Genomic DNA, 19,998 nt, shown 5'->3' with positions numbered 1-19,998 from the left:
CCATCAAGGGCGAGGGCAGGCAAGATGGGGTCGTGACCCTCATCGATCAGCTGCCACCGACCGCAGATCCCGACGCCCTGTACGAAGCCTTCGAGTCCTGGGCGCAGGAGCGCGGTCTGACGCTCTACCCCCATCAGGAGGAGGCGTTGATCGAGGTGGTCTCCGGGGCGAACGTGATCGTGTCGACGCCCACCGGATCCGGCAAGAGCATGATCGCGGCGGCCGCGCACTTCGCGGCCCTCGCCCGCGACGAGGTCACCTTCTACACGGCCCCGATCAAGGCGCTGGTGTCGGAGAAGTTCTTCGAACTGTGCAAGATCTTCGGCACGGAGAACGTCGGCATGCTCACCGGCGACGCGTCCGTGAACTCCGACGCCCCGGTCATCTGCTGCACCGCTGAGGTGCTCGCGTCGATCGCGCTGCGCGACGGCAAGGACGCCGACGTCGGCCAGGTCGTCATGGACGAGTTCCACTTCTACGCGGAGGGCGACCGCGGCTGGGCGTGGCAGATCCCCATCCTGGAACTGCCGCAGGCGCAGTTCGTCCTCATGTCGGCGACGCTCGGCGACGTGTCGTTCTTCGAGAAGGACCTCACTCGGCGCACCGGTCGCCCCACGGCGGTGGTCCGCTCGGCGACACGGCCTGTACCGCTGTCCTACGAGTACCAGTACACGCCGATGACGGAGACGCTCACCGATCTGCTGGCGACGAGGCAGGCGCCCGTCTACATCGTGCACTTCACCCAGGCGCAGGCGGTGGAGCGGGCGCAGGCGCTGATGAGCATCAACATGTGCTCGCGGGAGGAGAAGGAGCAGATCGCCGCCCTGATCGGCAACTTCCGCTTCACCACGAAGTTCGGCAGCAACCTCTCGCGCTACGTACGACACGGCATCGGCGTCCACCACGCCGGCATGCTGCCCAAGTACCGACGCCTGGTGGAGAAGCTCGCCCAGGCCGGTCTGCTGAAGGTGATCTGCGGTACGGACACGCTGGGTGTAGGCGTCAACGTGCCCATCCGCACCGTGCTGTTCACGGCGCTGACCAAGTACGACGGCAACCGGGTGCGTACTCTGCGGGCCCGCGAGTTCCACCAGATCGCGGGCCGGGCCGGGCGGGCCGGCTTCGACACGGCGGGCTACGTGGTCGCCCAGGCGCCCGAGCATGTCATCGAGAACGAGAAGGCCCTTTCCAAGGCCGGTGACGACCCGAAGAAGCGCCGCAAGGTGGTGCGCAAGAAGGCGCCGGAGGGCTTCGTGGGCTGGACGGAGAACACCTTCGACAAGCTCATCGAGTCGGACCCGGAGCCGCTGGCGTCCCGCTTCCGCGTGACGCACACGATGCTGCTGTCGGTGATCGCCCGGCCCGGCAACGCCTTCGAGGCGATGCGGCACCTGCTGGAGGACAACCACGAGCCGCGCAAGCAGCAGCTGCGGCACATCCGGCGCGCGATCGCGATCTACCGCTCGCTGCTGGACGGCGGAATCGTCGAGAAGCTCGACGAACCCGACGCCACCGGCCGCATCGTCCGCCTCACCGTGGACCTGCAACAGGACTTCGCGCTGAACCAGCCGCTGTCCACCTTCGCGCTGGCCGCGTTCGAACTGCTCGACCCGGAGTCGCCTTCCTACGCGCTCGACATGGTCTCCGTCGTGGAGTCCACGTTGGACGACCCGCGCCAGATCCTCGCCGCTCAGCAGAACAAGGCACGCGGTGAGGCAGTCGCCGCGATGAAGGCGGACGGCGTCGAGTACGAGGAGCGCATGGAGCGCCTCCAGGACATCTCGTACCCGAAGCCTCTGGAGGAGCTGCTCTTCCACGCGTACAACACCTACCGCAAGAGCCACCCGTGGGTCGGCGACCACCCGTTGTCGCCGAAGTCCGTCATCCGCGACATGTACGAGCGGGCGATGTCCTTCACCGAGCTGGTGTCCCACTACGAGCTGGCCCGCACCGAGGGCATCGTGCTGCGCTACCTGGCCAGCGCCTACAAGGCCCTCGACCACACCGTCCCCGACGACCTCAAGTCCGAGGATCTGCAGGACCTGGTCGAGTGGTTGGGCGAGATGGTGCGCCAGGTCGACTCGAGCCTGCTGGACGAGTGGGAGCAGCTCGCCAACCCGGAGGAGATGACCGCCGAGGAGGCCCAGGAGAAGGCCGACGAGGTGAAGCCGGTCACCGCCAACGCCCGCGCCTTCCGGGTCCTGGTGCGCAACGCGATGTTCCGTCGCGTCGAGCTCGCCGCTCTCGACCACGTCGGCGAGCTGGGCGAGCTGGACGGCGAGTCGGGCTGGGACGCCGACGCTTGGGGCGAGGCGATGGACAAGTACTGGGACGAGTACGACGACCTCGGCACCGGTCCGGACGCCCGGGGGCCCAAGCTGCTCGTCATCCAGGAGGAGCCGCAGAACGCCCTGTGGCGTGTCCGCCAGATCTTCGACGACCCGAACGACGATCACGACTGGGGCATCAGTGCCGAGGTCGACCTCACGGCCTCGGACGCCGAGGGCCGGGCTGTCGTCCGCGTCACCTCCGTCGGCCAGTTGTGAGCGCAGCAGCCGCCGAAGCGCGGAGAGAACAAGGAACGGCACAAGGCACAGGAGAAGCGCACCGATGACGAATCCGGCCGAGAAGCTCGTGGACCTGCTCGACCTGGAGCAGATCGAGGTCAACATCTTCCGTGGCCGCAGCCCGCTGGAGTCCCTGCAGCGGGTCTTCGGCGGCCAGGTGGCGGGCCAGGCGCTGGTCGCGGCCGGGCGGACCACCGACGGCGACCGGCCCGTGCACTCATTGCACGCGTACTTCCTGCGCCCGGGCCGGCCGGGTGTGCCCATCGTGTACCAGGTCGAACGGGTGCGGGACGGGCGGTCCTTCACCACCCGCCGGGTGACCGCCGTGCAGCAGGGGCGCACGATCTTCAATCTCACCGCCTCCTTTCACAAGCCTGAGGTGGGTCCGTTCGAGCACCAGCTGCCGCCGGCCCGGGAGGTCCCGGACCCGGAGTCCCTGCCGACGGTCGCGGAAGAGGTCCGGGAGCATCTGGGCGCGTTGCCCGAGCAGTTGGAGCGCATGGCGCGCCGTCAGCCGTTCGACATCCGGTACGCGGACCGGCTGCGCTGGAGCGCCGAGGACGTCAAGGGAGCCGAGCCGCGCAGCGCGGTGTGGATGCGGGCGGTCGGTCCGCTCGGCGACGATCCGCTCGTCCACACCTGCGCGCTCACCTACGCCAGCGACATGACTCTCCTGGACGCCGTCCGCCTCCCGGTCGAACCCCTGTGGGGGCCGCGGAACTTCGACATGGCGTCGTTGGACCACGCGATGTGGTTCCATCGGCCGTTCCGTGCGGACGAGTGGTTCCTGTACGACCAGGAGTCGCCGATCGCCACCTGCGGCCGAGGGCTGGCCCGCGGGCGTATCTACGACCTGGACGGGCGTCTGCTGGTGTCCGTCGTCCAGGAGGGTCTCTTCCGGGCGCTGTAGCTCCCGTTCCCGTACCGTCACGTTCCTGTACGTCACACGTTTCGGCGGCGCCATCGGCTCAGCAGGCCTCGCGTCGATCGGCCGGGCTCGTCGGGCTTGTCCGGTCGCGGCACCGGATGCGTCGGGGCCGGATGCGTCGGGGCCGACGGAACAGGCGTCGACCTGAACGGCTTCGGCGAGGGGCGCGGCGCGGGCTGGTCGGCACGGGCCTCGTCCAGGGTGCGTTCCAGGTCGGACCTCAGCCAGGCGATCTCGTCGGGGTCGTCCGCCGTCATGATCTTCTCGACGAGTTGCGCACCCGGCGTACCCGGGGTGCCGTGGGCCGGCGGCCCTGGCCGGAACCTGTTCAGGTGGGAGCGTTCGTAGGGGTCCCTGACGATCTCCGCGACCTGGAGGGGGTCGAGGAACCCGGCCAGAACTCCGGCGTGCTGCCAGGGGCCGTCGGCCTGTCGGAGCAGGAAGCCGAGGTGGCGTCCCCGCCAGTTCCGGGCCCGCAGGTCAATGCCTTCGGCCAGCTGCTTGCGCAACGTTTCGGGTGTCCGACCGGTGAGCAGGGACGAGTTGGTCCTGTCGGCGGCGAACTGGCGTAGTTCTTCGGCGAGATACAGCCAGACGACGGCTCGGTAGCGGTTGAGATAGAACCTGACGGGCACCACCAGTCCCACCCGCGCGAGGCGGGTGAACCGGGCGGGAGGCACGTCCAGGACGGCCGCTGCTTCGCCGGTGCCCACGGTCAGCACGCTCTCGCGCAGCGCTTCGGGGAAGCCGGGTCCCGAGCGCAGGCGGTCGATCTCCGTGCGGGCCACCCGAGGGCCCCCTCCTCCGTCGTCGGGCAGGGTCCTGATGCGCCCGAGGTGCACGGCGAGGTCGAACTCACTTCGCTTCAGGTTGAGTTCCCGCGCCGCCCGACTCGGCGTGCAGGAAACGGAGTGTGGTTGCGTGACGGTGTTGCCGGACATGGTCGGTCTCCCCCGTGGAGTCAAGTGGAGTGCAGCAGGCCCGCGCTGTCCGCGGTGGCCTCGGGAAAAACCGTAGCCGGAATCGCCGATCTCGTGGCAAGCCTGTGGATAACTCCCCGGGGGAGACCAAAAGCGCAGGTCAGAGATCGGTCAGCGGGGCGCGCTCGGGCTGTCGGGCGTCCACCGTGAGGTGTTCGCCGACCCGGTTGACGAGCAGGGTCATCTCGTAGGCGATCTGGCCCATGTCGGCCTCCGCCGCACTGAGCACGCACAGGCAGCTGCCGGTTCCCGCGGCGGTGACGAACAGCACCGCGTCGTCGAACTCGATCATCGTCTGACGGACTCGGCCCGCGCTGAAATGGCGTCCTGACCCCTTGGCCAGGCTGTGCAGTCCGGACGAGACCGCGGCGAGGTGCTCCGCGTCCTCCCGGCGCAGTCCCGTGCTCGCGCCCGCCACCAGACCGTCGTTGGACAGGACGAGCGCGTGCCGCACGTGGTCGACGCGCTCGGTCAAGTCGTCCAACAGCCAGCCCAGCTCCTGGTTCTGCACCATGTGCCACTCCCCGTGTGACGTTCCCCGTATGAACTTCCCCATGTGATCCTCCACCTGGCCGGAGAACCTGTCCGCCACCCTTCCCCAGGATCGGCCGCCGGATCAAGGAGGATGGCGGCATGGCACAGAAGATGACCGATGAGGAATGGCGGGCCTTCGTCACCCACGGCACCCGCACCGGAAAACTGTCGACCGTGCGAGCGGACGGCAGTCCGCACGTGGCGCCGATCTGGTTCCTGCTCGACGGGGACGACGTGGTGTTCAACACGGGAAAGGAGACGGTGAAGGGACGCAACCTGGCGCGGGACGGCCGGATCGCCCTGTGTGTGGACGACGACCGGCCCCCGTTCGACTTCGTGGTGGTGCAGGGCCGGGCCCGGATCTCGGAGGAGCTCGACGAGCTCCGGCACTGGGCGGCTCGGATCGCGGCACGCTACATGGGCGAGGAGCGCGCCGAGGAGTTCGGGGCCCGCAACGGCGTCCCCGGGGAACTGCTCGTCCGGGTCCGGATCGACAAGGTGCTGGCGCAGAAGTCCATCGCGGACTGACCCGGGCCTACGACGGCGCGGTCAGCCCACCGAGTCGAGCAGCCGGGCGGTGTGCATCCGTCCGGCGTACTCGACCAGCCGGATCAGTACCTCCTTCCCGGAGTCGCGGTCACGGGCGTCGCACAGGACGACGGGGGTGCCTCCGTCGAGGTCGAGGGCGCGCGAGACGTCCTGGGCGCCGTATGTCCGCGTGCCCGCGAAACAGTTGACGGCCACGACGAAGGGGATGTGCCGGTGCTCGAAGTAGTCGACCGCGGGAAAACAGTCCGCGAGGCGACGGGTGTCGGCCAGGACCACCGCGCCGAGAGCACCCTGCGACAGTTCGTCCCACAGGAACCAGAAGCGGTCCTGGCCCGGTGTTCCGAACAGGTAGAGGGAGAGACCGGATCGGATGGTGATCCGGCCGAAGTCCATCGCCACGGTCGTCGTGACCTTCTGGTCCACGCCGTCGGTGTCGTCCACCAACTGCCCGGCTTCGCTGAGCAGTTCCTCGGTGCGCAGTGGTTTGATCTCACTGACCGCGCCCACCATGGTGGTCTTGCCCACGCCGAACCCGCCGGCGACCAGAATCTTCAACGCCAGGGGGGCCGTCTCGCCGCCTGTGGCATCGGAGTGCTCGGAGACCATGGATCACTTCTCTCGGGAGAGTACGACTTCGGCATGTGTGCGAAGCCAGCAGCATGACAACTTGGGTCGTTTTCCGTCCGGGTGGGGTTGAGCGTTCCGCTACAGCGCTCGCAGCCCCTCGATCACCTCGCGCAGGATCCGCTCGTCGGGCAACTGGGCGGGCGGGACGGGACGGCTGACGGTGACGCAACCGAGTTCCAGCAGGTCTCCGAGGAGCACCCTGACCACGCCGACGGGAAGATCCGCGCCCGCCGCGAGTTCCGCGACGGACTGGGTCTCCGTACGGCAGAGGTCGATGAGGGTGCGATGCTCCGGCCCGAGCGCCATGCCGTCCGTGCCCGGCGCGCCCGGGTCCAGGGTGACCAGGGCGATCAGGTCGAAGCGCACCCCGGTGGGGCCCGGTTTCGTGCGTCCGCCCGTCATGGCGTACGGGCGGACGAGCGGACCGGCCTCGTTGTCGTACCACTGGCTGCCCAGCTCGCGCTGGGCGCCGGTCATGTCCTCGGTCATCTGCGCGGGTCGCTCTCTCGCCTCATCCGCCGGCGGGTGGCCGCGCGCCGAGGCGTGCCGGCGTGTAGAGGTGCTCTCCGACCCGCTTGACCAGCCGCGCCATCTCGTAGGCGACCAGGCCTATGTCGGCGGTCACGGCGGTGAGGACGGCCAGGCAGGAGCCGTCGCCCGCGGCGGCCACGAAGAGGAAGCCGTCGTCCATCTCCACCATGGTCTGGCGCACGCCGCCGGCGCCGAAGTGCCGGCCCGCGCCCTTGGCGAGGCTGTGGAAGCCGGAGGCGACGGCGGCGAGGTGTTCGGCGTCCTCACGCCTGAGGTCGGTCGAGGCGCCGACGGCGAGGCCGTCGTTCGACAGCACCACGGCGTGCCGTACCTCGCTCACGCGCATCACCAAGTCGTCCAGCAGCCAGTCGAGTTCGCCGGACCGCTGGGCCGACCTCGTGCTCGGGTCCTGGATCATGCGGGGTCTCCTTCGCTGCTGTCGCTGCCCGGTGCAGGGTCCGGGGTGGCTCCGCGGCCGGGTTGCCTGCCGCCGCCCCGGGCCCAGCCGTCCCGGTAGGCCGCCATTCGGTCCCGTACGAGTTCGGGGGTGCGCCCCTCGTCGCCGCGCGACTCGGGCGCCCGGGTCTGTTCTTCTGGGAGCGGGCGGCGCAGTTGGGGGGCGAGATGGGCCTGCCGCACCCGGCGCGGGAGGTCGTCCGAGCCTTCGGAGTCGTCCGGGGAGCGGTGCAGGCGCAAGGTCGTGACTCCGGGAGGCGGGGGGTCGGCGGCCGCCGGTTCGGCGGCGGCCCGTATGGGGGCCACCAGCGCGGGGCGGTCGGCGGCCGCGGTCACGGCCTCCGGATGGCGGTCCGGGACATGGCGGTCCGCGGCTTCGCGGTCGTAGGCATGACGGCTCGAGGCAGCGGCGACACGGTCGGAGGCATCGCGGTCGGCTTCCGGCACGCGCGCGTGCTCGCGTTCCGTGGACTGTTCCGCCTGCGCGATCTCACGGGCGGAACGTTCCGGCTTGCTGCTGTGGAGCAGGGCCGTCGGCAGCAGGACGACCGCTGTGGTGCCGCCGTAGGGCGAGGTGCGCAGGTGCACCTTGATGCCGTGACGGGCGGCGAGCCTGCTGACCACGAACAGGCCGAGCCGGTCGCTGTCGAAGAGGTCGAGGGCCTCGGACTGCGCGATACGCCGGTTGGCGTCGGTGAGGGTTTCCTTGCCCATGCCCAGGCCCCGGTCCTCGACCTCGACGGCGTATCCGTTGCCCACGGGTTCGCCGGTGACGCGCACACGCGTGTGCGGGGGCGAGAACTGGGCGGCGTTCTCGACGAGTTCGGCGAGCAGGTGGGTGAGGTCGGCGACCGCGGTGCCGATGACGGCCGCCTCCGGGAGCTGCCGTACCTCCACGCGCGCGTAGTCCTCGACCTCGGAGACGGCGGCGCGGACCACGTTCGTGAGGGACACCGGCATGCGCCAGGCCCGGCCCGGCGCCGCCCCGGACAGGATGATCAGGCTCTCCGCGTGGCGCCGCATACGGGTGGTGAGGTGGTCCAGCCGGAAGAGGTCGCTCAGCTCGTTCGGGTCGTCGGAGCGGCGTTCCATGCTGTCCAGGAGGCTCAACTGGCGGTGCACGAGGACCTGGCTGCGGCGGGCGAGGTTGACGAACACCCCGGAGATGCCGCTGGCGAGTTCGGCGCGCTCCACGGCGGCGCGCAGCGCGGCACGGTGCACGGTGCCCAGAGCCTCGGCGACCTGGCCCGTCTCGTCCTCGGAGGGAGGCCCGGGCGGGGCCTCTGCGCGGACGTCGATCTCCTCCCCGGCGCGCAGTTTCCGCATGGCCTCAGGGAGTTTGCGCCGGGCGATCTCCAGGGCGCTGTTGCGCAGGCTGACCAGTTCGACGACGAGTCCGCGGCCGATGCGCACGGAGATGACGAGTGAGGCGACCACGGCGGCGAGGCCGAGCAGGACCGCGGCGCCTGCGGCGGTGAGCAGACCGCGGGTGAAGGGGTCGGCCCGGTCGGCGACACCGCGTCCGGCGTCCGCCTCGATGGTCCGCATCCCGCTCTGCACGCGCGCGTGGGCTTTGTTCCAGGTGCTCGCCGGAGCAGCCGCGATCGCTTTCGCACCGGGCCCGTCGGCGAGCACCTTGTCCTCTGCGGCGTCCAGGGCGGCGTAGGCGCTGCCGGCGGCGAGGCGCTGCCAGGCGGTGCGTTCGGGGCCGCGCAGGTCCGCCACGGCCGACTCCGTCAGGGTGCGGCGTGCGGCGACGGCGCCGGTGAACAGACGTAGGCGCTGTCCGTCGAGGCGCCCGGCCCGGCGGGCGCCGGCGAGCACGACGTCCTCCTGGGAGAGCGCCTCGCCCGCGCGGGAGAACTCGAGCAGCACGCGCGCGTCGGAGCCGAGTTCGGCGTCCTGGATGCCGGAGAGCGCGCCGCCGACCGAGAAGGCCGCGGAGATCGTGCTCGTGTACCGGCCGTACGTCTCCTCCCAGCCGGTGCTGCCGTCGAGCACGGCGGTCCGCACCGAGGGGAGTCCCTCGGCCCTGGAGACGAACGACTCGAGCCGCTGGGCCACTCCCGCGGGCAGTTCCTGACCGTCGGCGACGGTGCTGTCGTCGCCGAGCCGCAGTGCGGCGACCGCCCGGTCGGTGCGTTCCGCGAGCGCCCTGAGGTCGCCGTCCTGACCGGACGCGGGAGCGGTCGCGTACCGTACGGCGGCTGCCCGCTCGGTCTGCAGGGCGGCCACCGCCGCCGCGACGGGGGCGCGCACCTCGGAGTCCACGCGCTGCAACTGGCGCAGTCCGGCGACGTTCTGGGCGGTGCTGACGGTGGCGTACGCCCACAGGGCGAGCAGGGAGACGACCGGCACCATCAGCAGGCAGACGATCTTGGCGCGGACGGTGCGCGGACGGATCCGCCAGCGTTCCGCGCGCGGGGGTATCGCGCCCGCCGGTGTGTCCGTCTGCTCGTCCGGCCCCTCGTCGGCGGGGGGACCGGCGTGGGCGCGGCGCCCGCGCGTGGGGGGCGGCGCGTCGGCGCCTGCCGTGTGGGTCCTACGGGGTGTACGCATGGCCTCCTCGCTCGGAAGTGGTTCGGGGGCGTGCCGTGCCGGTCGCGTCAGACGGTCCGGGCCTGCTGTCGACCGGGCGGGTTCTCCACCGGTTGTTGTGCCGTGGCGGATGCCTCGCGCTCCCCCGTGGTGGGCGACAACGCGACGAAGGCCGAGGTCAGGAAGAGGTAGGACCCGAGGCCGACGGCGAGGGGGAAGATGAACTGCATCGCCGTGGCCCCGGGCAGTGCCTCCCCGGAGGGCGTGACGTGGACGCTCACCGCGAACATCGCGGTGTAGTGCATGCTGCTCACGGCCGCGCCCATGACGAGGGAGGCGACGGTGACCGCGATCGGCGACTTGATGTTGAGTGCCGCCCAGAGGGCCGCGGTGGCCGCGACGACGGCGATCAGGACGGAGAGTCCGACGCGCACCGGATCGTAGGTCACGTCGCCGTGCAGCCGGACTGCGGCCATCCCCAGGTAGTGCATGCTCGCGACCCCCAGGCCCGTGGTCAGTCCGCCGATCAGCAACGCGCGCGTGCGGTCACGGCTGTAGCCGACGGAGAAGACGCCGGCGCAGACGACGACCATGGCGACGAGGAGGCTGAGCACGGTCAGCGGAACGTCGTAGCGGATGTCGGTGCCGCTGACGCCGAAGCCGAGCATGGCCACGAAGTGCATGGTCCAGATGCCGGAGCCGATCGCCGAGGCCGCGGTGATCAGCCAGTTCCGGCGCGAGCGTCCGGTGGCGCCGAGGGCGCGCACGGTGCAGCGCAGCCCGAGGGCGGCGCCGATGCAGGCCATCACGTACGACAGCACGGGGGTCAGCCAGCCGAAGGCGGCGTGGTCCAGGTGTCCCATGGCCACGGGACGCTAGCCGGGGCACGGGAGCACAAAGGGGGCGCATTTCGAAAGGTGTTGGAATATGACGGAGAAATGCGCCGGATCGATCGAGTCACGCTCGAACATGTGCGCCGAGGCGCCGTCCGCGTCAGTGAGGGATCATGCGGAACATGAGCGACGACCACACACATGTTCAGGAGTTCTTCACGGCCCGCGCCGCGGACTGGGACCGCCGGTTCCCCGACGACGGCCCCGCCTACGCGGCCGCGGTCGGCGACCTCGGTCTGCGCGAGGGCGACCGCGTACTGGACGCCGGCTGTGGCACCGGACGGGCCCTGACGCCGCTGCGTGCGGCCGTGGGGCCCTCGGGAGTGGTCATCGGGGTCGATCTGACTCCGGCCATGCTGGAGGCCGCCGTACGGGCCGGACGCGACCGTGACGGGCAACTCGTGTCGGCCGACGTCGCCGCGCTTCCCCTGCGCTCCGCGTCGCTGGACGCCGTGTTCGCTGCGGGCCTCATCGCCCATCTGCCCCGCCCGGCCGAGAACCTCGGGGAGTTGGCGCGGGTGGTGCGCCCCGGCGGCACGCTGGCGCTGTTCCACCCGATCGGCAGGGCGGCGCTCGCGGCCCGGCAGGGCCGGCAGATCACCCCGGAGGACCTGCGCGCGGAGCCCAGCCTCCGCCCGCTGCTGGCCGCGTCGGGGTGGCGCATGACGTCGTACGTCGATGAGGACGACCGTTTCCTGGCCCTGGCCGTCCGCGAGCCCTGAGGGCTCACGCTCCTTCGGCGACCGCCTGCACGAAAGCGTCGGGGTTGTCGAACATGACGTTGTGCCCGGCGCCCGGCACCGTCACCACGCGCACGCCCGCCGTCTCCAGGGCGTCCGCTCCGTCGAGCTCACCGGTGAGCTCACCCTGCAGGTAGACCCGCTCGACCGACTTGAGACCGGCCAGGATCTCGCGCATGACCCGGCTCGGATCCGTGCCTGAGTCCCACCGCGCTGCGGTGCAGGGCGCGCGCGTCGGCCAGCCGCATGGTCGCGGCCCACAGGGGCCCCACTTCTGCCAGCACGCGCGCGTGCCCGCCGTCCACGAACTCGTCCTCCGCGTACGAGGCGATGCCGCTGCTGCCTGCGGTGGGCGGCGGGAAGGCGTCGAGGTTGGCCTCCGCCAGCACGAGCCGCGCGACCATGTCGGGCCGGCGGTGGGCGAGGACGATGGCCACGGAGTCGCCCATGCTGTGGGCGACCAGCTCGGCGCCGGTCACGTCCGCCGCGTCCAGCGCGGCCGCCAGAGCGTCGGCGTGCTCCTCGAGTGTGTAGCCGAAGTCCGCGGGGCGGTCGCTGATGCCGTGTCCCGGCAGATCGACGAACAGGCTGCGCCGGCCGGCGAGTTCGGTACGGGCCGCCACATGCGCGTGGTAGACGGCCGAGGCCGCGCCGAGCCCGTGCACGTACACGCGCGCGGGTTCCGCGCCCGGTGTCTCGGTCCAGCGAACGTGGCTGCCCGCGCCGTCGAACTCGGCCTGATGCATCGTTTCCCCCTGGGGCCGCCCCGTGCAGCGGAGCCGCGTGACGCCCACCGCTCCGGCCCTCTTCTGCCGCCGGAGCTCCAACTCTAGGTTGAGCAGCAGGAGATGAACGATCAGTTGCGGCAATCGCGCAGGGGGAAGGTGGTCGACATGCTCGACTGGATCCGCAAGGCCTACAGCAGACTCCTCGGCGCGCCGCGCACCCGGTCGCGTGCGGACGGGGAGGGACGTCCGGACACGGCCTCGGGCGCCGGCGGGAAGCGCACGCACAATCTTTTCGAGGCGGCCGCCGCGTACGTCTCGGCCTGCGCGCAAGACGATCAGGACGGGATCGAGGAGGCGGCGGGCTGGGTGTCGCCGGAGGCGTTGTCCTTCGGGGTCAACGAACTGGCCTGTCGCGCCGTGATCGCTCTCGCGCGGGAGCGCGACGAGTCGCCCCAGACCGTGGCCCGTGCACTCCTCGGACTGCCGTCGGCGTGATGCATTCAACGGCCGACGGGGGGCGATTCGCCCCGTCCGGCCGGAAAACTGCAGCTCCGGGCGTGTTGGGCAGCCGTGACAAGCGCCTTCCCGTCGCACTAGGGTGCGCGCCGTTGGACGAACCGATGGGGAGGCTGGGATGGCCGGGACGGACGAGGACGCCGTCGCCGCCGCGGACGAGGCGCTCTATGTGCTCACGGCGGTGCTGCTGACGCCGGCGAAGTTCCCGAGCGCGCTGGGCGACGACTACCCGGAGGCCTGTGCGGCGCTCGGCCTCCCGCCGCTCGCCGATGGGTATGGCCTGGTGCTGGGCCAGGACGGCGAGGGCGCGCGATGGACTGTCGTCATCGACGACGTGTCGCTGGTGGCCGTGGCCATCGCGTCGTGGGACTGCGGCATGGAGTACGACCTCTCGCCGGACGAGCGGACGGTCGTCGCCGCGCTGCCCGGCTGGCCGCTGGCGGTCGCCGTCGCGGCTCCGGGGGTGCCCGCGCCGCACGATCCCGGCCCCGAGGTCGCGGACAGCCCAGCGCTGTGCCCTCCGGACACGACCACGTGGGGTCCGGCGCAGCGGCGGCTCGGGGCCGACGAGATCGCGCTCCAGTGGGCCCTGTGGCGCGAGCAGATCGACGACACGGAGTTCGCGCCTCCACGGGCGGGCGCCGGAGCGGATGCAGGCAGCGACGACGAGGGCCGGTCCGACGAGGTCGTCGAGTCTGACGAGTCCGGAAGGTCCGACGAAGCCGACGTGGCCAACGGGTCCGACAAGGCCGAGAAGGGGGTGCCGAAGGGGCACAGGGGGGTCCGACGCGTCCTGGCCGAGGTGCGTGCCTATGTGGACACCCCGCCTCCCCTCGGCCGCGTGCGTTCTTCGTTCGCTCCCGGTGACGCGCGCACTCTGCGTGCCGACGGCCCCGGCTGGTCGCTGGTGGCCAGGACCGACGACATCGCGTTCGTCCTGCTCGACGAACAGCCCGGCGAGGTGCTGCCGGTCGGCCGCGGCCCCGAACTGCCCGGGCTCCTGGAAGCGCTCGACAAGATGGCCGTGCGACCCCTCTGAGCTGCTGCGGCCGTAGGGGTCTTTCCGGTCGCGCGACGCCCGCGGGCCCCGGCGGCCGGCATGTGCCGGAAGACGGGGACCGCGGTGCGGTCCCCGTCGCTCACCGGCCGAGCTCCTTGCGTGTGACACGGCGCAGCCTGCGCCGCTGTGAGGGATCCAGCGTGAGGTAAGCCGCCGCCGGGACTCCCAGCACGATCAGCAGGGCCGCCCACCAGGGCAGCCAGATCAGCAGGAGGAGCCCAGCCGCCACACCTCCTGCGGCGATCTTCGCGTTCTTCGACATCTGTGTCGCCTCCTTCGCGGCCACTGCCGCTCTCTGCCATGAAAACGGGTCCGCGCCTCCCGCGGTTCCGGAATCGACCCTGAGACCTCCCTGAGGTGCATCCCCGAGACGCCCCTGAGGTCCTTCTCGCCCCGGGTTCCCAGACGACAGGGTCCCTCGGCCCCAAGTCGGCGCGCATTCCCCGCCGAAGTGCTGTACCCTCGGCGACCGCAACCCCAGTAGTCAAATTTGAGGAGCGAGCTCATCACCGTGCAGTCGGTTCCCGTGGAAGCACCGTCCGAGATCTCCGAACTGGCCCGTTGCTGCGCCGTGTTCGTGCCCGGCACCCCGGCCCGTACCGGCACTGTCGCCTTCTGGCGCCCCGACGATGACGCACCTACCGTCGTCGCGTCGAGGGTCGCACAGGATCTGACCGTCGTCAGGCCTGCAGGCGCCGGTGTGGCACTCGCACGCGTGCCCGCCGTGCTGCTGTCGGTACGGGACGCCCTGCCCGCCCTCGCCCGCGCGCGCGTCACGCCGGACGCGCATCGCGCCACGGCCTTCTGGGGCGCGGCCGCCCTGCTGGCCCTGGACTGTGTGGCACGTGGACTGCTGTTGCCCGGTCTGTCCCAGGAGGACCACGACGCCTGGCGGGTCGGCCCCCTGAGCCCGGAGGACGTCGAGCAGGTGCACCGGCTGGCCGCCTCGATGCCACCCGAGGCGCATGCCGTGCCGGTGAACGAAACACCGCCCCTGCGGCTCCCGTCCCCCGAACGACTCCTCCGTGCGTTCTTGGACGCCGTCGCTGACGCTCTGCCCCGCACCCCCGCAGCGCCGCTCGTGACGGGCGGGCCCGCCTATGCGGCACAGCAGCCCCACCGCATCCCGGAGCTGCGCCCATGGGCGGCCGATGTCGCCGCGGGTCACGACGCCGGCCTGCGGATCTCGCTGCGGATCGAGGTGTCGGGCATCCACCACGTGTCGGGCATCGACGACGTCTCGGGCATCGCCGACGTGTCGGAGCCCGACATGTCCGGGGCCGATGCCGTCGGGACGGCCGGCTCTCCGGCGAGCCCGGCGCAGCCCAGGTTCCGGGCCGTTCCGCAGGTGCACAGTGTCAGTGATCCCGCGCTCCTCGCGGACGCCTCCGAGATCTGGGGAGACGACGGGGACACGGACCAGGCGTTCGGCCCGCGCGCGCGGATGGACGCCCTGCTCGCCCTGCGCCGTGCGGCCCGGGCCTGGCCCGCGCTCGCCCCACTGTTGTCGGCGACGGTTCCGGACGCCGTCGACCTCCTGGACGAGGAGGTCACCGAGCTGCTGGCCGAGGGCTCGCGGGCGCTCGCGAACGCGGGAGTCGAGGTGCACTGGCCGAGGGAGCTGGCCCGCACGCTGACCGCCCGCGCGGTCGTGGGTCCGCCGCAGGAGGCAACGGAACCGGACCGCACCGGCTCGGACACACCGTCCTTCCTGTCCGCGGACGCGCTCCTGACCTTCACCTGGTGGTTCGGGTTGGGCGACCAGCAGTTGACCCGCGAGGAGCTGGATCGTCTGGCCGAGGCCAACCGGCCCCTGGTGCGGCTGCGCGACCAGTGGGTCCTGATCGACCCACGAGAGCTGCGCCGTGCCCGCGCCCAGCAGGACCGCAAGATGACCCCCGTAGACGCGCTGGGAGCCGCTCTGACGGGCTCTGCGGAGGTGGACGGCCGCAGGGTCGACGTGCAGCCCACCGGGTGGCTGGCGGCCCTGCGGGAGCGGCTGACGCGGCCGGAGGGGCAGGAGCCGGTGGAGCAGCCCGCCGCGCTCGACGCCACGCTGCGCGACTACCAGCGGCGCGGCTTGGACTGGCTGGCCCGGACCACGTCCCTCGGGCTGGGCTGTTGTCTGGCGGACGACATGGGGCTCGGCAAGACCGTCACGTTGATCGCCCTGCACCTGCACCGCCAGACGGACGTCTCATCGGCAGGTCCGACCCTCGTGGTCTGTCCGACGTCCCTGATGGGCAACTGGCAGCGGGAGATCGAGCGGTTCGCGCCGGGCACTGCGGTGCGTCGCTTCCACGGGCCGCGTCGCGATCTGGAGGCCCTGGCCGACGGGGAGTTCGTGCTCACCACCTACGGCACGCTGCGACTGGATCCAGGCAGGCTCCGCGGGGTGCCGTGGGGTCTGGTGGTGGCGGACGAGGCCCAGCATGTGAAGAACCCGTACTCGGCGACGGCGCGGGCGCTGCGCACGATCGGCGCACGCGCGCGGGTGGCGCTCACGGGCACCCCGGTGGAGAACAACCTGTCGGAGCTGTGGGCGATCCTGGACTGGACGACGCCGGGGCTGCTGGGCCGGCTCGGCGCCTTCCGCACGCGGTACGCGCGAGCCGTCGAGGGCGGCGGGGATCCGGCCGCGGCGGAGCGGCTCGCCCGGCTCGTGGGACCGTTCCTGCTGCGCCGCCGCAAGTCGGACCCGGGGATCGCCCCCGAGCTGCCGCCGAAGACCGAGACGGATCGCCCGGTGTCCCTCACCAAGGAGCAGGCGGGCCTTTACGAGGCCGTGGTGCGCGAGACGCTCGAGGCGATCGCCGAGGCCGACGACATGGCGCGACGCGGGCTGATCGTGAAGCTCCTGACCGGCCTCAAACAGATCTGCAACCATCCGGCGCAGTACCTGAAGGAGGAACAGCCGAGGACCGCCGGGCGCTCCGGGAAACTGGAGCTTCTGGACGAACTGCTCGACACCCTCCTCGCCGAGGGAGCGAGCGTGCTGATCTTCACGCAGTACGTGCGCCTGGCACGTCTCCTGGAACAGCACCTTGCAGCGCGTGGTGTGCCCACGCAGTTCCTGCACGGCGGCACGCCCGTCGCCGAGCGCGAGGCCATGGTGCGGCGATTCCAGGACGGTGAGATTCCCGTGTTCCTGCTGTCCCTCAGGGCGGCCGGCACGGGCCTCAACCTCACACGCGCGGAGCACGTGGTGCACTACGACCGCTGGTGGAACCCGGCTGTGGAGGCGCAGGCCACCGACCGGGCGTACCGCATCGGTCAGACCAGGCCCGTACAGGTGCACCGGCTGATCGCCGAGGGCACGATCGAGGATCGCATCGCCGACATGCTGCGCCGCAAACGGGACCTGGCTGACGCCGTTCTCGGGGCCGGTGAGGCGGCGCTCACGGAACTGACGGACGCCGAGCTGACCGATCTGGTGGAGCTGCGAGGGGGCACGCGATGAACCGGCACGACAGCATCGAGGAACGAACCTTTGCCGCGTTGCCTCCCGCGCACGGGAGGGGGTTCGCGCAGACGTGGTGGGGTCGGGCGTGGCTGGCCGCGTTGGAGGACGGAGCGCTGGACGGGGAGCAGGTCAGGACGGGCCGCCGGCTCGCGCGCGCGGGCGCCGTGGGCGCGGTGTCGGTGCGGCCGGGACGCATCACGGCCGTCGTCCAGGACCGCGATCGCACACCGCGCCGGGCCGATGTGCTGCTCGACCGGCTGTCGGACGCTCAGTGGGACCGTTTCCTGGATCTCGCGGTCGAGCGGGTCGGGCACGTCGCCGCGCTGCTCGACCGCGAGATGCCGCCGCATCTGGTCGAGGACGCCGAGACGGCCGGCATCGACCTGCTGCCCGGGCTCGGTGACCTGGAGGCGGAATGCGACTGCGGCGCCTGGGACCACTGTGGTCACACCGCGGCGGTCTGCTATCAGGTGGCAAGGCTGCTCGACCAGGACCCGTTCGTCCTGCTGCTGCTTCGGGGGCGCGCCGAACAGACCCTGTTGGACGACCTCCAGGCGCGCGGCACCGTCGCTCGGACCGACGCGGAGCCGCTCCGGGCGGAGGGGGTGGACGCGGCCGAGGCATACGCGGCCGGGAGCATTCTGCCTGCGCTGCCCGCCGCGCCCGAACTCCCGGAGGAACCAGGCGTTCCGCCCTCCTTGGACACGGAGGCCCCAGCCCCGCCCGGGGTGGAGTCGGCGGCCCTGGAGATCCTGGCGGCCCGGACGGCCGCCACGGCGCACCTGATGCTCGCTCAGGCGCTCCGCGACGGCTCCGGACGGAGTGCGCCCACGGTCGAGTTGGCGGTCGGCCAGGACGCGGCACGGCTCGCGGCAGGCGTCCTTGAGAGCGCTCAGGCGGCGGATCCTCCCGCCACGGCCGTCGTCGGCCGGCTGGCCGCCGGGTCGGGGCGCAGCCGGGAGCAACTGGCGTCGGCCGCGCAGGCCTGGTGTCACGGAGGGGCGGCCGCACTGTCGGTGCTCGAGGAGGAGTGGACCGTCGAGGGCGAGGCTCTTGCACGCGCGCGTGCCGCGTTGGATGCGGCCTGGGAGGAGGATGAGCGGCCGGTGCTGCGGGCGCGGGGGAACCGGTGGACGGTCGTCGGGGCGGCCTGCCAACTGCGGTTGGGGCGGGACGGCCGTTGGTGGCCGTACCGCAAGGAGGGTGGCCGCTGGATGCCGGCCGGGGACGCGGCCCATGACCCGGCGACGGCCTTGACCGTCGCCCGGCCCGACAGCGAGGAAGCGCTTTCCTGAACGCGCGTTCGTTGCCGTGGCACGGGGGCGGCGGCCTGACGGGCGGCCGACGCCCCGTGTTCACCCGGAGGTCGTGCGGCGTTCGGTGCGCGCGCCAACTCTGGCCGCTGTCACCGAACTTGCCGCACCGCCCCTCAGGAGGCCCGATGTCCCCGCATACCGCCGGTCGACGCCGCGTCAACCGTTCCGTCGCCGCGGGCGTACCGCTCGCCGTGCTGGCCGCGCTCGCCCCTGCCGGACCGGCCGCCGCGGGTACACCGTCCCAGGGGGCCCAGGAGGCCCATGTCACCAGGACCGCGACGCTCGGCGACATCCCGCTCGGGGCGTTCAGCGACGCGCTGCTGCCGGGCACGGTGGACGACGACCGCGGCGTGGACCTCGGCGGCATCGGCAGCGACATCTGTCCCACGGGCCGCAAGGGCGAGTTCTGGACGGTCACCGACCGCGGGCCCAACGGCCAGATCAAGGTGAGCGGCACCAAGCGTCGCACGTTCCCCGTGCCCGGATTCGACCCGGCGATCGTGCGGATCCGGGTGTCCGCAGGCACGGTGAAGGTGGTGCAGGCGATCCCGGTCACCACGTCGTCGGGCAAGCCCGTGACGGGGCTGCCGAACCAGGCGGGACGCGACGAGGCGCCGTACTCCTACAACGCGCAGACGCCCCTGGCGTACAACCCGAACGGGCTGGACACGGAAGGCCTCGTGCGGGCGGCGGACGGGAGTTTCTGGCTCGTCGACGAGTACGGGCCCTCGCTGGTGCACGTCTCCGCGCGCGGGAAGGTGCTGACGCGTTACGTTCCCCAGGGGCTGAACCTGACGGGCACGGACTACCCGGTCGTGGAGGCGCTGCCCGCCGTCCTGCTGCACCGGAAGATCAACCGCGGTTTCGAGGGGCTCGCCCAACTCCCGGCCGGCGACCTCGTGCTGGCGGTGCAGAGCCCGTTGTCGCTGCCGGACACGGCCGCGGGAGAGGGCTCGCGGACCGCGCGTCTGCTGCGTTTCTCGCCGAAGAAGAAGGCTGTCACCGCCGAGTACGCGTACCGATTCGACCCGGTCGACGTGGTCGACCCGAGCGAGGACGACACCTCCGAGCTCAAGATCTCCTCCGTGGTCGCCGTGGGCGGCGACCGGCTGCTGGTGGAGGAGCGCACGGACAAGGCCGCACGGCTGCAGCTGGTGAGGCTGGGGCGGGAGGCGGACATCCTGGGCGGCCGCTGGGACGACGCGGCGACGTCACCGTCGCTGGAGCAGCTCGACGATCCCGCCGCCTCGGGGGTCCCGGTGCTGTCCAAGCGGCTGGTGGTCGATCTGGGCAAGGTCGCCGGGGTGCCCGGGAAGATCGAGGGCGTCGCGCGCGTCGACCACGACACGCTGGCCCTCATCAACGACAACGACTTCGGGATGACGGACGGCGCCGGCGCGTTCGACGCTGAAGGCCGGCTCGTCGACAGCGGCATCGAGACGACGGTCACCTACGTGCGGCTGCCGCGGCGCATGTGAGTGGACGTTAAGTCCGTTTCTCGTAGCGACCTCGTCCGGGTTGGGTGAGGAAGCCTTGTCGGACGAGGCGTCCGAGGCGGCTGCGGGTGACGTT

Annotated in this window: 17 protein-coding genes and 1 pseudogene; 9 read left to right on the top strand and 9 right to left on the bottom strand. The window is 71.6% G+C overall.

From position 1 onward, the window contains the following. The first annotated feature begins 32 nt into the window (after positions 1–32). Positions 33–2,546, top strand: coding sequence for a DEAD/DEAH box helicase (locus ACIBAF_RS20340; protein WP_399464609.1), 2,514 nt, complete (start codon positions 33–35; stop codon positions 2,544–2,546). 64 nt (positions 2,547–2,610) lie between these two features. After that, positions 2,611–3,477, top strand: coding sequence for an acyl-CoA thioesterase (locus ACIBAF_RS20335; RefSeq protein ID WP_399464608.1), 867 nt, complete (start codon positions 2,611–2,613; stop codon positions 3,475–3,477). 32 nt (positions 3,478–3,509) lie between these two features. On the opposite strand, the gene ACIBAF_RS20330 is transcribed toward ACIBAF_RS20335, so the two are convergent. Together ACIBAF_RS20330 and ACIBAF_RS20325 are read right to left on the bottom strand one after the other, a co-directional pair. Next, on the bottom strand, positions 3,510–4,436 hold the full coding sequence (locus ACIBAF_RS20330) for a DUF6397 family protein (protein ID WP_399464607.1): 927 nt from the start codon (positions 4,434–4,436) through the stop codon (positions 3,510–3,512). Between the two features lie 139 nt (positions 4,437–4,575). Further along, positions 4,576–4,989, bottom strand: coding sequence for a roadblock/LC7 domain-containing protein (locus ACIBAF_RS20325; protein WP_399464606.1), 414 nt, complete (start codon positions 4,987–4,989; stop codon positions 4,576–4,578). 119 nt (positions 4,990–5,108) lie between these two features. Here ACIBAF_RS20325 and ACIBAF_RS20320 point away from each other — a divergent pair, with 119 nt between their 5' ends. After that, entirely contained in the window at positions 5,109–5,537 is a 429-nt protein-coding gene (locus ACIBAF_RS20320) for a PPOX class F420-dependent oxidoreductase (RefSeq protein WP_399464605.1), read from the top strand. A 21-nt stretch (positions 5,538–5,558) separates the two neighbouring features. On the opposite strand, the gene ACIBAF_RS20315 is transcribed toward ACIBAF_RS20320, so the two are convergent. The 5 genes from ACIBAF_RS20315 to ACIBAF_RS20295 form a co-directional block, all read right to left on the bottom strand. Further along, complete coding sequence (locus tag ACIBAF_RS20315; protein ID WP_399464604.1) at positions 5,559–6,164, bottom strand: GTP-binding protein; 606 nt, start codon at positions 6,162–6,164, stop codon at positions 5,559–5,561. Between the two features lie 99 nt (positions 6,165–6,263). Next, the gene (locus ACIBAF_RS20310; RefSeq protein WP_399464603.1) at positions 6,264–6,674 is read right to left on the bottom strand and encodes a DUF742 domain-containing protein; all 411 of its coding nucleotides are present in this window, start codon (positions 6,672–6,674) and stop codon (positions 6,264–6,266) included. Positions 6,675–6,696: 22 nt separating this feature from the next. Then, positions 6,697–7,134 carry a roadblock/LC7 domain-containing protein gene (locus ACIBAF_RS20305; protein ID WP_399464602.1) on the bottom strand — a complete coding sequence of 146 codons (438 nt, stop codon included), beginning with the start codon at positions 7,132–7,134 and terminating at the stop codon, positions 6,697–6,699. Beyond that, positions 7,131–9,731, bottom strand: coding sequence for a nitrate- and nitrite sensing domain-containing protein (locus ACIBAF_RS20300; RefSeq protein WP_399464601.1), 2,601 nt, complete (start codon positions 9,729–9,731; stop codon positions 7,131–7,133). The genes ACIBAF_RS20305 and ACIBAF_RS20300 overlap by 4 nt, the downstream gene beginning before the upstream one ends. A gap of 47 nt (positions 9,732–9,778) precedes the next feature. Next, a complete protein-coding gene (locus ACIBAF_RS20295) occupies positions 9,779–10,573 on the bottom strand; it encodes an MHYT domain-containing protein (protein WP_399464600.1) in 795 nt (264 codons plus the stop codon). A 152-nt stretch (positions 10,574–10,725) separates the two neighbouring features. On the opposite strand from ACIBAF_RS20295, the gene ACIBAF_RS20290 reads away from it, so the two are divergent. Continuing rightward, a complete protein-coding gene (locus tag ACIBAF_RS20290) occupies positions 10,726–11,325 on the top strand; it encodes a class I SAM-dependent methyltransferase (RefSeq protein ID WP_399464599.1) in 600 nt (199 codons plus the stop codon). Positions 11,326–11,329: 4 nt separating this feature from the next. On the opposite strand, the pseudogene ACIBAF_RS20285 reads toward ACIBAF_RS20290, so the two are convergent. Continuing rightward, positions 11,330–12,089: pseudogene (locus ACIBAF_RS20285) on the bottom strand (alpha/beta fold hydrolase). A 147-nt stretch (positions 12,090–12,236) separates the two neighbouring features. On the opposite strand from ACIBAF_RS20285, the gene ACIBAF_RS20280 reads away from it, so the two are divergent. Then, a complete protein-coding gene (locus ACIBAF_RS20280) occupies positions 12,237–12,566 on the top strand; it encodes a hypothetical protein (RefSeq protein WP_399464598.1) in 330 nt (109 codons plus the stop codon). A gap of 139 nt (positions 12,567–12,705) precedes the next feature. Further along, on the top strand, positions 12,706–13,626 hold the full coding sequence (locus tag ACIBAF_RS20275; RefSeq protein ID WP_399464597.1) for a hypothetical protein: 921 nt from the start codon (positions 12,706–12,708) through the stop codon (positions 13,624–13,626). 100 nt (positions 13,627–13,726) lie between these two features. Here the strand turns inward: ACIBAF_RS20275 and ACIBAF_RS20270 are convergent, their stop codons facing one another. Then, on the bottom strand, positions 13,727–13,909 hold the full coding sequence (locus ACIBAF_RS20270) for a hypothetical protein (RefSeq protein WP_399464596.1): 183 nt from the start codon (positions 13,907–13,909) through the stop codon (positions 13,727–13,729). 249 nt (positions 13,910–14,158) lie between these two features. Between ACIBAF_RS20270 and ACIBAF_RS20265 the strand changes: the two genes are divergently transcribed. The 3 genes from ACIBAF_RS20265 to ACIBAF_RS20255 all read left to right on the top strand — a co-directional run bounded on the left by ACIBAF_RS20265 (position 14,159) and on the right by ACIBAF_RS20255 (position 19,904). Then, the gene (locus tag ACIBAF_RS20265) at positions 14,159–17,107 is read left to right on the top strand and encodes a DEAD/DEAH box helicase (RefSeq protein WP_399464769.1); all 2,949 of its coding nucleotides are present in this window, start codon (positions 14,159–14,161) and stop codon (positions 17,105–17,107) included. After that, on the top strand, positions 17,104–18,405 hold the full coding sequence (locus ACIBAF_RS20260; protein WP_399464595.1) for an SWF or SNF family helicase: 1,302 nt from the start codon (positions 17,104–17,106) through the stop codon (positions 18,403–18,405). The genes ACIBAF_RS20265 and ACIBAF_RS20260 overlap by 4 nt, the downstream gene beginning before the upstream one ends. A gap of 146 nt (positions 18,406–18,551) precedes the next feature. Then, a complete protein-coding gene (locus ACIBAF_RS20255) occupies positions 18,552–19,904 on the top strand; it encodes an esterase-like activity of phytase family protein (RefSeq protein WP_399464594.1) in 1,353 nt (450 codons plus the stop codon). Positions 19,905–19,998 lie beyond the last annotated feature (94 nt).

The organism is Streptomyces sp. NPDC051677 (assembly GCF_044453465.1).
Lineage (GTDB): Bacteria > Actinomycetota > Actinomycetes > Streptomycetales > Streptomycetaceae > Streptomyces.
Note: the sequence above shows the minus strand (reverse complement) of the source record. Positions and strands in the feature narration are given on the sequence as shown.